Origin of the sequence: Bradyrhizobium sp. KBS0727 (assembly GCF_005937885.2) — a bacterium.
In the GTDB taxonomy this organism is placed as follows: domain Bacteria; phylum Pseudomonadota; class Alphaproteobacteria; order Rhizobiales; family Xanthobacteraceae; genus Bradyrhizobium.
The window spans coordinates 917,756-931,269 of the sequence record NZ_CP042176.1 but is presented as its reverse complement, the minus strand read 5'-3'; the positions used below and the strand labels follow the sequence as shown (position 1 = coordinate 931,269).

Below are 13,514 nucleotides of genomic sequence, written 5' to 3'. Positions count from 1 at the left end.
CTGCAAGTCGACGGGATACGTTAGGCAAAATGCCGAGGTCGCGCGCCTCCCTTCGTGGCGCCGGCTGGACTTGCCATTTTGTCCCCCGACTTGGTCCGCGTTGCACGGGGTGGGTTACTTTTCTTTTTCACGGCAGCCTTTTTCACGACCTGCGTCTTGCTTGCTCTCGACGTGCCCGAACGCGGATGCCGTTTTGGGGCGGTGGGAACGGCAGCATCAGGAACAGCGGGTTCGGCCATTTCCAACCCGAACAGCGCTGCGACATCGCTGTTATCGAGTATTTTCGCCGCGCCGGGCGCTGCTCGTGTTAGCGCAAGATCTTGCCCGGCATTGGCAAGCAATTCATGTTCGTCGACGCCGCGCAGTTCGAAGAGAAGTTGAGGCCTTTCGTCGAGCCTGGCGCCAACGCCATAGAGCGTCGCCGCAACGTGCTTGCACATATCGGCCCAGTCGGGACAGCTGCAAGACAGCTTGATTTCCTCGGGCGATGGGAAAAGGCCGTCGCCCAGCCGGCAGACGCGGTCCATGACGCCTTTGGCCAGGCGGCCTTGAAGGAGTTCAACTACGGAGTTGATCTCTCCTGCGCAATCCCGGCAGATGGCCTTCCAGCGCGCGGCTGTGACCGGCGCAACGGTGATCTTGACCTTGTAGAGCGAAGAACCTGCGACCATCGCTGCGACCTCGCCCTTGGCGATTTGCAGGTCAAGGACAGAGCCGTTGCGGACACAGGTTCGGCCGCGCGGCATCCGAGTCTCGAAGTCGCTATAGCACTCGAGGTTGGTGCACCAGGACTTGCCCCAGAAACTCTTGGCAATCGTGCGGCCCTCGATCGTCACGGGAGCGACGGATTGCCCTCGCTTCTTGAGCTTTGCCAGCTTGCGCTGCGCCTGCCGCCGTTTCTCGGCCACCGGCACATAAGGGCGCCATTCAAAATAGCTCATCCCTCACCCTTCCTTCGTCGCGGTGCTCAAATCGAGAGCCACGAGCTTCAGCAGGTCCTCATCCTTCATCTCGGTCAGCATCATTTCAGATCCGCCGCCAAGCAAATCCCCGGCAAGTTGCTGCTTCGACTCGATCAGCCGGTCGATCTTGTCCTCTACGGTGCCGCGGCAAACGAACTTGTGGACGAGAACATTCCTAGTTTGCCCGATTCGGAACGCTCTGTCGGTAGCCTGATTTTCCACCGCCGGATTCCACCACCGGTCGAAATGGATGACATGCGAGGCCGCGGTAAGATTGAGCCCCGTGCCGCCAGCCTTGAGAGAGAGCACGAAGAACGGAATATTTTCATCCGCCTGGAACTGGCTCACCCGTTCCTTGCGCTTCTTGATCTCGGTCTCGCCGTGCAGGACCAGGCCGGCCCGCCCGAACACGGAGCCGGCGAACGCCGCGAGTGGTGCCGTTGTCTCCTTGAACTGGGTGAAGATCAAAACCTTCTCCTGCCGTGCCGCGATCACCTCCAGGATGTCGCGCAGACGCGCGAGCTTGCCGCTGTCCTCCTCGGCCCATGCGCCGTCGCCGAGCCACTGCGAGGGATGGTTGCAGATCTGCTTAAGCCGCATGAGAAAGGCGAGAACCACGCCTTTCCGCTGCATTCCATCGACGTCGTCGAGCTGGCGTGCCAATTCTTCAACCGCTTGCTGGTAGAGCGCGGCCTGTTTTCGGCTCAAGGAACAGAAGGCTTTCATTTCCGTCTTGTCAGGCAAGTCGGCAATGATACTCTTGTCTGTCTTCAGGCGCCGCAGGATGTAGGGGCGCACCAGGTCGCGCAGCGGTTCATAGGGGCTGTGCGGTCGATCGGCGAGACCTTTGACGAAGGACGAAAACTGCTTCGGCGATCCCAGCAGCCCGGGATTGATGAAGTCGAAAATCGACCACAGGTCATTGAGCCGGTTCTCGATGGGCGTTCCCGTCAGCGCGATACGGGTATCTGCGCGAAGTCGCTTGACCGTTTTGGTCTGTTTGGCAGCCGGGTTCTTGATGGCTTGCGCTTCGTCAAGCACCACCAATCGCCACGACGCGGTGTCCAGCCAGGGCGAGCGCGCCAGAAAACCATAGCTCGTGATGACCAAATCCACATCTGCTAGATTACCCTCGTCTGCGCCGAGCATCTCCGCCGGCGCGGCCGATGGATGGGCCACGGCCGTTTTGAGGCTCGGCGCAAATCGAGCGATCTCGGACGCCCAATTGGCGAGCAGCGATGCCGGGGCCACCAGCAGGCATGGCTTCCGCTCGTGTGCCCCGTCATGCTTCAAGACCAGCAGCAGCGACAAGACCTGGATGGTCTTGCCGAGCCCCATGTCGTCGGCAAGGCAGGCCCCGAGTCTGAGTTGGGTGAGCAAATAAAGCCATTGCACACCCGCCAATTGATACGGCCGCAACTTGCCCTGAAGGAACCTACTGGGATCGACCCGCGCGAGCCCATCGGGGCGGCGCAGGGCAGCCAACGTCTCCGCCAGCCACGGACCGGCTACGGTCTGGCTCCACTCGACATCCGCGAGTTCCCCGGAGCCGTTCCCGGCGATGCCTGCCCCAGCCAGCATGCGCATCGCCTCGCCGAACGACAAACCATCGGTGGCGGCATGACGTTGGATCGCTTCAAATTTATCGAGTGTCCGGCGCAGACGTTCATGGTCAACCTGAACCCACTTGCCACGGATCAGGACCAACCCGTCCGAATGCGCCAGAAGCCGCTTGATTTCAGCCGCCGAAAGCTTTTCGCCGTCGAGCGTCACGTCCATCTGGAAGTCGAGCAGCGCATCCATTCCCACCTGTGACGGCGCGCGTCCCCCGACCGTCGCCCGCACCTGCGGACGCGGAGGGCGGTTCATCGCCCAATTCGCCGGCATGCGCACGGCTATGCCGGCGCTTTCGAGCGCGGGCACGTCGTTGAGGAATTGCAGGGCTTGGAGTGGGCTCCAGCGCAGCGGATGAAAGATCTCGCCCGCGTCGACCATGGCCTTCAACCATGTGCAATGCTCGGCGGCTCGCTGGACCGGCAGCAGCAGCGACAGCAGTCGCTCGCGATTCTTCGCGCCGGCATATTCCTGCAAGGCTCTACCCAGCGGTACATGCAGGGCTTTGGCCTGAGCCGATAGCCGCGTGGTATAGGTTGCCAGGAATGCGAACGGCGTGACCTCATCCTTCCTGTTCTCGGCAAGGTTGAAGTGCACGCGCCCGACGAGATTCCAGGCCGGATGCCGGCCTTTGAGGAACGCCTGTACTGAGAGCTTGGCATCAGCCAGTTCGGCATCGAAGGCGGCGTCCATATCTCGCCATAGATCGGCCAAGACAACCGCCGTCAGGTATTCCGCGCCTGTCATAGGCGGAACGGCCGCGGCTATCTTGTCAAACTCACCGTCTGTTGGGACCGGTACAGGCGGCTTGGTGCCGCCCTCTGCGATATCAGGAAGGGCGCAGAGCGCGGTCACGTAGTGAACCGCAAACTCCCGCCAGTATGACAGCACCGGAGGCAGAGCCGTCCCGACTTCGTCGGCGCCCAGGTACAACAATCCATGCCCCGGCCCGCGCGAGAACGCTTGCTCCAGCCGAGGATTAGACGGGGCCGCAAGCGCTTCGTCCGCCTGCCTCAGGATCAGCGACCCGTGTGGAGTGAGAACCGGCGCCAGCATCATGATCGAGGGACTCTTACGATCGCATGGGATGGAGATGGAGACGTTGCCAGTTGGACCAAGCCGCTTGGTATCGGTTGCATCGGCACAGACGCGCCGATCGCAAACTTTATCCTGAGTGGTGGCGGAATGACGCCCAGGGGCGGACTATAGCTGATCTCCTAAGCAACTGACAAAACTTCACAATTTATGCGAACAAAAATTGCCTACCCAAGCTTCTACCCAAGCAACTGTGGGCTGCAAAAGTGCGCTATGATACATCATGAAGAGATGGAAACTCGCCCTGCGCTCGCAGTCGTTGCAGCGCTCGCCGTTCCTAGATTGGCGGGGACTTGGCGGCTCGCGCCAGGAGGCCCCAGTGAATTTGTTGGCGGATCGCCCTTGTAGCGTGACATGATCAAGGCAGCAGCACTCATTTTTTTCCTTCTGATGCCGTGTTCAGCATTCTCTGCTGAGGCCACTTGGAATGTATTAGAGCGCTTTGGCTTGGTTGGCGTTTGGAGCACCACGTGCGACCAGCCCCCAACGCAGAGAAACTTTCGCGAAATTTACGTCAAAGACGATGACGGACGGGCAAAGCGCGAGCTTGATTTCGGCGCAGGATACCCAATTGCCGTCACCTTTGTAGACGACGCACAGATTACGTCTCCTTCAACGATAAGACTCATCGTCCGCAACGCCGATCCGGCTTTAGGAAAATTCAATAATCTGATCACGGATGTTGTGTGGATGAAGGAGATCGACGCTAAGACCAAGGAGATGCGAATTCGTGCATTGTCGTCCAAGGTAAGTGATGGGCGAGTGATTGTGCGCGACGGCATTCTCTTGTCGATTGGGAAGCGCGGTTTTTGGGAATATAAGTGCCGACCAGCGATGTCATGATGACCAACTGGCGTCAGCGTCGTTTAGTGGGAATCGAACCACGGACAAATTGGCTGGGTAGGGCGTCAGGTTCGATTTTCGTCGCTACCCAGATTCCTACCCATGTGAGAGTCGTTCATGACTCATCACCGTGTTCCATAACGCTTCATCTGGCGTGAGACCGGGAATCGAACCACCGACACTTGGTGGGTAGAAGTCATGGTGCCCAGGGGCGGGATCGAACCACCGACACTGCGATTTTCAGTCGCATGCTCTACCAACTGAGCTACCTGGGCATACTCGGGGTCAAAGACCGTGCGAGCGGGCGGTTTATAGTGGGGTGAGGCGGCCGTGTCCACCCAGCTTCGCCGTTGGCTTCGCTAGGCGCGGCCCGGCTTCGCATCCGCCCCCAAATTATTGGCAAAACACGATTATTCGGCGTCTTCCGGGTCGGTCTCCTTGCCGGGGATGACATAGGAGCCGGAGAGCCAGCGGTTCAGATCGACGTCGCGGCAGCGCGGGGAACAAAACGGCAGGGTGGCAGGATTCGCGGGCTTGCCGCATTCCGGGCAGCGCTTGGCCGACGGCGTCGAATCGCCGGCCGAACCCGCCGCGCTCGGAGGCTTAGCTGGCATTCAACCAACCGAAGCGGATCGGGAACCCCTCGCCGCCGAGCAGCGTGACCGTTTCGTAGAGCGGCAGGCCGACGATGTTGCTGTAGGAGCCGACCATCTTGACCACGAACGATCCGGCGATGCCCTGCACCGCATAACCGCCGGCTTTGCCGCGCCATTCGCCGGAGCCGATATAGGCCTGGATGTCGTCCTCGCTCAGGCGCTTGAAGCGCACGCGGGTCTCGATCAGGCGCTGGCGAAACGCCTCCTTCGGCGTCACCAGGCACACCGCCGTGTAGACTCTGTGGTTGCGCCCGGACAACAGCCGCAGGCACTGCGAGGCCTCGTCGACCAGGTTGGCCTTGGGCAGGATGCGGCGACCGACCGCGACCACGGTGTCGGCCGCGAGAATGAACGAGCCGCGCAGCTCGTCGTCGAGCTGAACCGATTTCAGCGCGGCGTCCGCCTTGGCGCGCGCCAGGCGATTGGCGCAGGCGCGCGGCAGTTCGCCCCGCTTCGGGGTTTCATCGACGTCGGCGGGACGCAGCGCGTCGGGCTCGATGCCGGCCTGGTTGAGCAGGCTCAGCCGTCGCGGCGAACCGGAAGCGAGAACGAATTTGGGACGGCCAAGCATGCGGGATTCGTCAGGCGAGAAGGATTCGGGGGCGAACGCGCGCGGAACCTATCGGAAGGGGCTGCATTCCACAACTAGGGAACAAGTGATTGATGCGGCTTCGATTCTTCGTCGCCCCTGCGGACGCAGGGGCCCATAACCACAGGCCTGTGTCATTCAAATGAAATCTGGCGGCTGGCACCGCTCAAATCGCTCCGCCGCGGCGTATGGACGACGGAAAGGGCGTCCTACTCGTTGGCCACGCCGACCCTCGAAAACCGGCGGCGGATCCGCATCATCAGCCCGTCGCAAACCTCGCGATAAGCCCCGAGCTTCTGCTCGCGGCTGCCTTCCATCGTGGTCGGGTCCGGCGTCGGCCAGTATTCGACATCGGCCGCCAGCGTGTGCGTCAGCTCCAGCGCCTTGTGGTGGGCTTCCGGCGACAACGTGATGATGAGGTCGAAATTGAGCCCCTCCCAGTCCTCGAGCTCCGCGAAGGTCATCGGCTTGTGGCCGGAAATATCCTGCCCGAGCTCCGCCATCACGGCGACCGCGAACGGATCCAGCTCGCCCTTCCTGACGCCGGCGGATTTGACATAGAGCGCGTGGGGGAACATCTGGCGCAGCAGGCTCTCGGCCATCGGCGAACGCACGCTGTTGAAGCCGCACGCGAACAGCACGGCTTGCGGAGTGCGTGCGCTCGACAGCGCCACCATGCGTCACGCCGCTCTTGTTTGGGGCGTCAGCCTTTCGAAAATCCGCTCCAACGTCATGCTCTTTTTTTGACGCATGACCTGATCCGAAAACCGCTTCGCACTTTTCGGGGTCATGCGTCCTGACCCTTCCAGTGCAGAACGCAGATCAGCGTGAACAGCCGCCTGGCGGTTTCGAAATCGACCCGCACCTTGCCCTTCAGCCGTTCCTGCAGCGTGCGCGAGCCTTCGTCGTGGATGCCGCGGCGGCCCATGTCGATCGCCTCGATTTTGTCGGGGGTCGCGGTGCGGATCGCCTGGTAGTAGCTGTCGCAGATCATGAAATAGTCCTTCACGATCCGGCGGAACGGCGTCAGCGACAACAGATGCGCCACCACGGGCGAGCCGTTCTCGTGGCGGATGTCGAACGCCAGCCGGTTGCCGGTGATCGCGAGATGCAAGGTGAACGGGCCGCCGATAGCGCCTTCCGGCGCGAACAGGTTCTGCTCGATCAAATCGTAGATCGCGATCGCGCGCTCATGCTCGATATCGGGACCGGAACGCCCGATCGATTCCTCGTCGAGCGTCACCGCAACGATGCGGTTCTGGGCGTCCTCGTCTGGTGGCGGCCTGGTCATGACAAATTGAGACGCAATCCGACGGAGCGTGAATGAGCATCGAGACCTTCGGCCTTCCCCAAGGTCATCGCGGCAGGCCCCAGCGCGCGCAACGCCTCCGGCCCGCATTTGAGAATCGAAGTGCGCTTCATGAAGTCTAGCACGCCGAGCCCCGACGAGAACCGGGCCGAACGCGCCGTCGGCAGCACGTGGTTGGAGCCGCCGACGTAATCGCCGATTGCCTCCGGCGTATGCGGCCCGAGGAAGATCGCGCCGGCATTGCGGACCTTGGCCGACAGGGCTTCCGCATCCGCGGTCATGATTTCCAGATGCTCGGCCGCGATCATGTTCGCGAGTTCGACCGCCTCGTCGAGCTTTTGCACCAGAATAATGGCCCCGAAATCATTCCACGAGGCGCGCGCGATTTCCGCGCGCGGCAGCGTCGCCAGTTGCGATTCCACCGCGCGTTCGACATCGGCGGCAAGGCCCGCGCTGTCCGTGATCAGGATCGACTGCGCGCTCGCATCATGCTCGGCCTGCGCCAGCAAGTCGGCGGCGATCCAGCCGGCATTGCCGGTGTAGTCGGCGATGACGAGCACTTCGGAGGGGCCGGCGATCATGTCGATGCCGACCTTGCCGAACACCTGCCGCTTGGCGGCGGCGACATAGGCATTGCCGGGGCCGACGATTTTCGCGACCGGCGCGATGGTCGCGGTGCCATAGGCCAAAGCAGCGACGGCCTGCGCGCCACCAACGCGGTAGATTTCGGACACGCCGCCGAGGTGAGCGGCCGCCAGCACCAGCGGATTGAGCCTGCCGTCGGGCGACGGCACCACCATCACCACCCGCGGCACCCCGGCCACGTTGGCCGGCACCGCATTCATCAGCACCGAGGACGGATAGGCGGCGGTGCCGCCGGGCACATAGAGACCGACCGCGTCGATCGCACTCCAGCGCCAGCCGAGCTCGACCCCGAGCGCATCGGTAAAGCGCTCGTCCTTCGGCAACTGGCGGCGGTGGAACAGCTCGATCCGGTCGCGCGCGAATTTCAGCGCGTCGAGGGTTTCGGTGTCGCAAGCCTTCACCGCGGCATCGATCTCGGCCGCGGTCACACGCAAGGCTCCGGCCGCGATCTCGAGCCGGTCGAATTTGCGCGTCGCCTCGATCAAGGCGGCGTCGCCGCGGGCCGCCACGTCGTCGACGATGGCACGGGTCGCCCGCTCGACATCGGCGGAGACTTCACGCTTGGCGGCGAGAAATGCCGTAAACCGCGCGTCGAAATCGGCGCTGTTTCTGTCGAGGCGAACGGGCATGGCGGCTTTCTGACGGGACGTAATCCAGAGGTCTATGCTCAATGGCGCGGCGGCCTGAGGTCGTCAACCCTTGCGCACCCGGAAACCGGACCCGTAGGGTGGGCTAAGCGAAGCGAGCCCACCATAAGTGGTCCTCGTCGGCGGTCGAAGATGGTGGGCACGGCGCGAAGGGCGCCTTTGCCCACCCTACGGCAGCGGGTCTACGCCCCCAAACCGGACGATTCCGCGCCCGCATCGCTGGTGCCGAGATCGTCGCTGCCGAGGTCGGTCAGCTCGCATTCCAGGCATTCGACGTCCAGCCGCAGCGCCCCGCCATGGTTGAACAGCAACAGCGCGCTGCCCGCCGGGGCCTCGTCAGGATGGAATTCGATCCCGACCAGTTCCAGCACCGCGCCCGGTTGCTCCAGGTCGATGTTGCGCGACTTGCAGGCCAGCACCCGATCGAAGCGCAGCGCCGCGATCAACCGGCGCGGGGCGGTTCCACCCGACAGGGTCTGCTCCCAGTCGAGCCTGGACATGCCGACCACCAGCCGCTTTTCGTCCTGCCGCCAGACGATGTCGGAGGTCTGCACGCGCGCGTTCTGAACATGGGCCGAGATCACCGAGAGGTCGTCGGCGTCGAGTGCAATCAATTTGAGCGGTTCGGGCCCGGGCATCGCAAAATCCCCTACCTTAAACGTGCGTGCATCCTAATCGCTGATGCGCTGGATCGAGGCGCCGCAGGCCGACAGCTTTTCCTCCAGCCGCTCAAAACCGCGGTCGAGGTGATAGATCCGGTTGACCATGGTTTCGCCCTCGGCGGCAAGGCCGGCAATGACCAGCGACACCGAGGCGCGCAGGTCGGTCGCCATCACCGGGGCGCCGCGCAGCCTGGCGGTGCCGTCGATGGTCGCGGTCTCGCCGTCGAGCGCGATCCTGGCGCCAAATCGTGCCAGCTCCTGCACATGCATGAAGCGATTCTCGAAAATCGTCTCGGTGATATGCGAGGCGCCGCCGGCGCAGGCCATCAGCGCCATCAGTTGCGCCTGCAGATCGGTGGGAAAGCCCGGAAACGGCGCGGTCGATACCTTCACCGGCCGGATGCCGGCGCCGTTCCGGCTGACGCGAATGCCTTCATCGTTGACGGAGATCACCGCGCCGGCTTCGGTCAACACGTCGAGCGCCGACTGCAGCAGTTCAGGCCGCGCGCCGGCGAGCTGCACCTCGCCGCCGGTCATCGCGACCGCCATCGCATAGGTGCCGGCTTCGATGCGGTCCGGCAGCACGGTATGCCGCGCGCCGTGCAATTCTGCGACGCCTTCGATCGTGATGCGCGGCGTGCCCGCCCCGGTGATCCGCGCACCCATCTTGTTCAGGCAATCGGCGACGTCGGCGACCTCGGGCTCGCAGGCGGCGTTGCTGATGACGGTGGTGCCCTTGGCGAGCGTCGCCGCCATGACAGCGACATGGGTGCCGCTGACCGTCACCTTGGGAAAATCGATCGCAGCACCGCGCAAGCCGCCGGGGGCTTTCGCGACCACGTAGCCGCCATCGATGACGAGTTCGGCGCCGAGCTTCTCCAGCGCCATGATCAGCAGGTCGACCGGCCGCGTGCCGATCGCGCAGCCGCCCGGCAGCGAGACCTTGGCTTCGTGCATCCGCGCCAACAGCGGCGCGATCACCCAGAAACTGGCGCGCATCCGCGACACCAGTTCGTAGGGCGCTGTGGTGTCGATGATGTTGGCCGCCGAAATATGCAGGGTCTGGCCCTGATACTCGCGGTCGCCGGGCCGCTTGCCGACTGAGGTGATGTCGACGCCGTGATTGCCGAGTATGCGCTGCAACTGGGCAACATCGGCAAGCCGCGGCACGTTGTCGAGGATCAGCGTCCCTTCGGTCAACAGGCCTGCGATCATCAGCGGCAGCGCCGCATTCTTCGCACCTGAAATGGCGATGGTGCCATTGAGCTTGCTGCCGCCGACAATACGAATGCGGTCCATCCCCACCCCCCATTTTTTGCCATGCATAACTACAGGTCGCACGCGCCGATGGCAAAAGCCGGGACATTTGCGGCGATTTGATGGGATGGGGCCGCGGCCACCACCGTCATTCCGGGGCGCGCGTAGCGCGAACCCGGAATCTAGAGGTTATAATCTCGAACTCCCCCGATGTGCAGTTGCACATCTGAGGTTCGCGCTGACGCGCGCCCCAGAATGACGGGGTTGGAATGACAGCTCAGAACCCGTTGATATCCTCGCTCTCCAGGATCGACTTCGGATAGCCGTTGCGGGCCACGCTGATCATGGCGCGGCCAAGCTTTTCGCTTGTCGTCATGAACTTCGGCCGCGTGCGCGCCAGATACGACAACAGCGGCGCTGACACGACATAGATCGCATTGACCCAGGCGGTCTTCGACCGCACACCGTGCAGCGGCTGGATGCCGGCGGGGCGGAACATGTAGGCCGCCTTGAACGGCAGCTTGAGCAGGTCGTTTTCGGTCTTGCCTTTAACGCGGGCCCAGCGCTGCGGGCCCTGTTCGGTGGAGTCGGTGCTGCGCCCGGTGACGTAGGTGAACACCATATTCGGGTTCAGCCGCACCAAGGTCGTGGCCGCCGCCATGGTGAGGTCATACGTCAGATGCCGGTAGCGCTCCGGATCCATGCCGACCGAGGAAACGCCGAGGCAGAAGAAGCAGGCGTCGTATCCGGTGAGCTCCGATTCGATCGCGGAGAAATTCGTGAAATCGCCGTGCAGGACTTCATGCAGCTTGGCATTCTGCAATCCGGTCGGGCTGCGCCCGACCACCAGCACGCGCTCGACGCCGGTATCGACGAGGCATTCGCGCAGCACGCCCTGCCCGACCATGCCGGTGGCGCCGAACAAGATCACTTTCATGATTTGATGAACGCCAGCAGGTCGGCATTGATGGTCGCCGCTTCCGTGGTCGGCATGCCGTGTGGAAAACCCTTGTAGGTCTTCAGCGTGCCGTTCTTCAGAAGTTTTGCCGACAGCGGACCGGAGTCCGCGTAAGGCACGATCTGGTCGTCGTCGCCATGCATGATCAGCACGGGCACGTTGATCTTCTTCAGATCCTCGGTGAAATCGGTCTGCGAAAACGCGACGATGCCGTCGTAGTGCGCTTTCGCCCCGCCCATCATGCCCTGCCGCCACCAGTTCTGGATGACGGGCTCCGAGGCTTTGGCGCCGGGCCGGTTGTAGCCATAGAACGGTCCCGCCGCGACATCGCGATAGAATTGCGAACGGCTGGCGGCGAGCGCGGCCTGAAATCCGTCGAACACCGACTTCGGCAGGCCGCCGGGATTGGCCGGCGTCTGTACCATCAGCGGTGGCACCGCCGAGATGATCGCCGCCTTCGCCACCCGGCTCTCGCCGTGGCGGGCAATGTAGTGCACCACCTCGCCGCCGCCGGTGGAATGCCCGACGTGAACTGCGTTTTTCAGATCGAGATGCGCCGTCAATGCCGCCAGATCGTCGGCGTAATGATCCATGTCATGGCCGTCGCCGGTCTGGGTGGAGCGGCCGTGGCCGCGGCGGTCGTGGGCGATGACGCGAAAGCCGTTGTTCAGGAAGAACAGCATCTGCGCGTCCCAGTCATCGGATGACAGCGGCCAGCCGTGGCTGAACACGATCGGCTGACCCGAGCCCCAGTCCTTGTAGAAAATCTCGACGCCGTCTTTGGTGGTGATGGTCGGCATGGGAAACTCCTTCTGCTACGCGGTCATTCCGGGACACGCGTCTTCGCGTGGACCCGGAATCCAGAGGTTGTCAGCGCGAACTTCCGGGTTCGATGCTGCGCATCGCCCCGGAACGACGAAAATTACAGCGGCCGGAAGCGCCTGATCGCGCCGATGATCATCAGCACGAAGAACACCAGCACGACGCCCTGGACCACCGCGAACACCGGTCCCGACGGCGGATTGCCCGGCGCGATCGCGGTCAATGCCGGGATTTTCAGGAAGCCCTGAATCACCAGCACGAACACGTTGAAGTACAGCGACAGCAGCGCCGTCAGCGCGTAGATCCAGCGCCACGGGCCGCCAAGCTTCATGGCGTAAAGCGCGATACAGGCGATCGCCAGCAGCACCAGCGAGAGAATCCCGACCATGTGCGACGGCAGCAATTGCGTGAACGGAAACAGGAAGCCGGTGGCGCTGGTGAGGATGGTGAGCAGCAGGAAGATCGCAGTAAGGCCGCCCGGCCGCCGCGAGCCGAGCATGCCGAACATCACGACGAGGCCCGCGACGATCGCAACCAGACTGATGATCACATGGACCAATGTGAACGTCGCCAAGCTCATACCGAGTATCATGATGCGCCCCCTTCGTTGGAAACCGGCGGGCAGGCTACGACGTGGCGGTGGAAATTGCCACACGCCGCCAACACAACTTGATCAACACAGCCATGTGCATCCACGCTTCGACCAAAGTATCAACGTGCATGAATCTTTTGCACGATTGTCACAAAACGCGGCAGGAAGTGACCGATCCTAGTAGTAGCGCGGTATCTTGCCGTTGTGCGGCGTCTTGCGTTTCGACAGATCGAACAGCACTTCGTCGACATAGCACCAGCCCCAGCCCTCCGGCGGATCGTAGCCTTCGATCACGGGATGGCCGGTGGCATGAAAATGCGCGGTCGCGTGCTTGTTGGGGGAATCGTCGCAGCAGCCGACGTGGCCGCAGGTGCGGCAAATCCGCAAATGCAGCCACGGGCTTCCGATTTTGAGGCATTCTTCGCAGCCGAGCGCGCTCGGCGTGACGTCCCTGATACCGGCGATATGCGTGCAGCCTTTGGACGCCATTGCGTCACACCTCGGCGGTTTCGAAGAAGCTCATCTCGACGCCGCCGGTCGCGAATTTCGGCACGTCGGCCGCGGTGGCCTTGCCCTCGGGGCTGGCGAAAGCGGCGCCGATCGCAGCCATGCTGTCGAAGGTCAGCGTCGCAATCAGATGCAGCGCGGACGGGCCGCCGGGGGTTGCGATCGGTCCCTTGCTGACGGTGTATTTCCGCAAGCCCGGAAGCTTCTTGGCGAGCGGAACGTGGGTGTCGAAATAATATTTGTCGAAGGCTGCGGGATCGGTCGGGGTCTTGTAGAGCACAACGAGGTCGGCCAAGGCGCTTCTCCCTTTTGTTGTCGTATCGGCAGTTGCCAATGCTGGAGTTACAGTACTTGGG

Annotated in this window: 15 protein-coding genes and 1 tRNA gene; 1 reads left to right on the top strand and 15 read right to left on the bottom strand. The window is 62.8% G+C overall.

What is annotated here, in order from left to right; translation table 11 throughout:
- Positions 1 to 20: 20 nt before the first annotated feature.
- The gene (locus tag FFI89_RS04390; RefSeq protein WP_138833256.1) at positions 21 to 941 is read right to left on the bottom strand and encodes an SWIM zinc finger family protein; all 921 of its coding nucleotides are present in this window, start codon (positions 939 to 941) and stop codon (positions 21 to 23) included.
- 3 nt (positions 942 to 944) lie between these two features.
- Positions 945 to 3,635, bottom strand: a complete 2,691-nt coding sequence (locus FFI89_RS04385) for a DEAD/DEAH box helicase (RefSeq protein ID WP_138833254.1) — start codon at positions 3,633 to 3,635, stop codon at positions 945 to 947.
- A 390-nt stretch (positions 3,636 to 4,025) separates the two neighbouring features.
- On the opposite strand from FFI89_RS04385, the gene FFI89_RS04380 reads away from it, so the two are divergent.
- Positions 4,026 to 4,514 carry a hypothetical protein gene (locus tag FFI89_RS04380; protein ID WP_138833252.1) on the top strand — a complete coding sequence of 163 codons (489 nt, stop codon included), beginning with the start codon at positions 4,026 to 4,028 and terminating at the stop codon, positions 4,512 to 4,514.
- 199 nt (positions 4,515 to 4,713) lie between these two features.
- On the opposite strand, the gene FFI89_RS04375 is transcribed toward FFI89_RS04380, so the two are convergent.
- The 13 genes from FFI89_RS04375 to FFI89_RS04315 all read right to left on the bottom strand — a co-directional run bounded on the left by FFI89_RS04375 (position 4,714) and on the right by FFI89_RS04315 (position 13,453).
- Positions 4,714 to 4,789: transfer RNA gene (locus FFI89_RS04375), tRNA-Phe, on the bottom strand.
- A gap of 135 nt (positions 4,790 to 4,924) precedes the next feature.
- Positions 4,925 to 5,128 (bottom strand): DNA gyrase inhibitor YacG, encoded by a 204-nt coding sequence (gene yacG / locus FFI89_RS04370; protein ID WP_138833250.1) that lies wholly within the window; start codon positions 5,126 to 5,128, stop codon positions 4,925 to 4,927.
- Complete coding sequence (locus FFI89_RS04365; protein WP_138833249.1) at positions 5,118 to 5,741, bottom strand: Maf-like protein; 624 nt, start codon at positions 5,739 to 5,741, stop codon at positions 5,118 to 5,120. The genes yacG and FFI89_RS04365 overlap by 11 nt, the downstream gene beginning before the upstream one ends.
- A 227-nt stretch (positions 5,742 to 5,968) precedes the next feature.
- Entirely contained in the window at positions 5,969 to 6,436 is a 468-nt protein-coding gene (locus FFI89_RS04360) for a low molecular weight phosphatase family protein (protein ID WP_138833237.1), read from the bottom strand.
- 110 nt (positions 6,437 to 6,546) lie between these two features.
- On the bottom strand, positions 6,547 to 7,050 hold the full coding sequence (locus FFI89_RS04355; RefSeq protein ID WP_138833236.1) for a UPF0262 family protein: 504 nt from the start codon (positions 7,048 to 7,050) through the stop codon (positions 6,547 to 6,549).
- The gene (gene hisD, locus FFI89_RS04350; RefSeq protein WP_138833234.1) at positions 7,047 to 8,342 is read right to left on the bottom strand and encodes a histidinol dehydrogenase; all 1,296 of its coding nucleotides are present in this window, start codon (positions 8,340 to 8,342) and stop codon (positions 7,047 to 7,049) included. The genes FFI89_RS04355 and hisD overlap by 4 nt, the downstream gene beginning before the upstream one ends.
- Before the next feature lie 200 nt (positions 8,343 to 8,542).
- Positions 8,543 to 8,998 carry a DUF2948 family protein gene (locus FFI89_RS04345; protein WP_138833232.1) on the bottom strand — a complete coding sequence of 152 codons (456 nt, stop codon included), beginning with the start codon at positions 8,996 to 8,998 and terminating at the stop codon, positions 8,543 to 8,545.
- A 33-nt stretch (positions 8,999 to 9,031) separates the two neighbouring features.
- Complete coding sequence (gene murA / locus FFI89_RS04340) at positions 9,032 to 10,321, bottom strand: UDP-N-acetylglucosamine 1-carboxyvinyltransferase (protein ID WP_138833230.1); 1,290 nt, start codon at positions 10,319 to 10,321, stop codon at positions 9,032 to 9,034.
- Between the two features lie 235 nt (positions 10,322 to 10,556).
- On the bottom strand, positions 10,557 to 11,216 hold the full coding sequence (locus tag FFI89_RS04335) for an NAD(P)H-binding protein (protein WP_138833228.1): 660 nt from the start codon (positions 11,214 to 11,216) through the stop codon (positions 10,557 to 10,559).
- Positions 11,213 to 12,037: an alpha/beta fold hydrolase gene (locus tag FFI89_RS04330; RefSeq protein WP_138833226.1), complete on the bottom strand. Its 825-nt coding sequence runs from the start codon at positions 12,035 to 12,037 to the stop codon at positions 11,213 to 11,215. Before FFI89_RS04330 ends, FFI89_RS04335 begins: the two co-directional genes overlap by 4 nt.
- Positions 12,038 to 12,159: 122 nt before the next feature.
- A complete protein-coding gene (locus tag FFI89_RS04325; protein ID WP_138833225.1) occupies positions 12,160 to 12,651 on the bottom strand; it encodes a hypothetical protein in 492 nt (163 codons plus the stop codon).
- A gap of 177 nt (positions 12,652 to 12,828) precedes the next feature.
- Entirely contained in the window at positions 12,829 to 13,140 is a 312-nt protein-coding gene (locus FFI89_RS04320) for a UBP-type zinc finger domain-containing protein (RefSeq protein WP_138833223.1), read from the bottom strand.
- A gap of 4 nt (positions 13,141 to 13,144) precedes the next feature.
- Complete coding sequence (locus FFI89_RS04315; RefSeq protein ID WP_138833221.1) at positions 13,145 to 13,453, bottom strand: EthD family reductase; 309 nt, start codon at positions 13,451 to 13,453, stop codon at positions 13,145 to 13,147.
- Positions 13,454 to 13,514 lie beyond the last annotated feature (61 nt).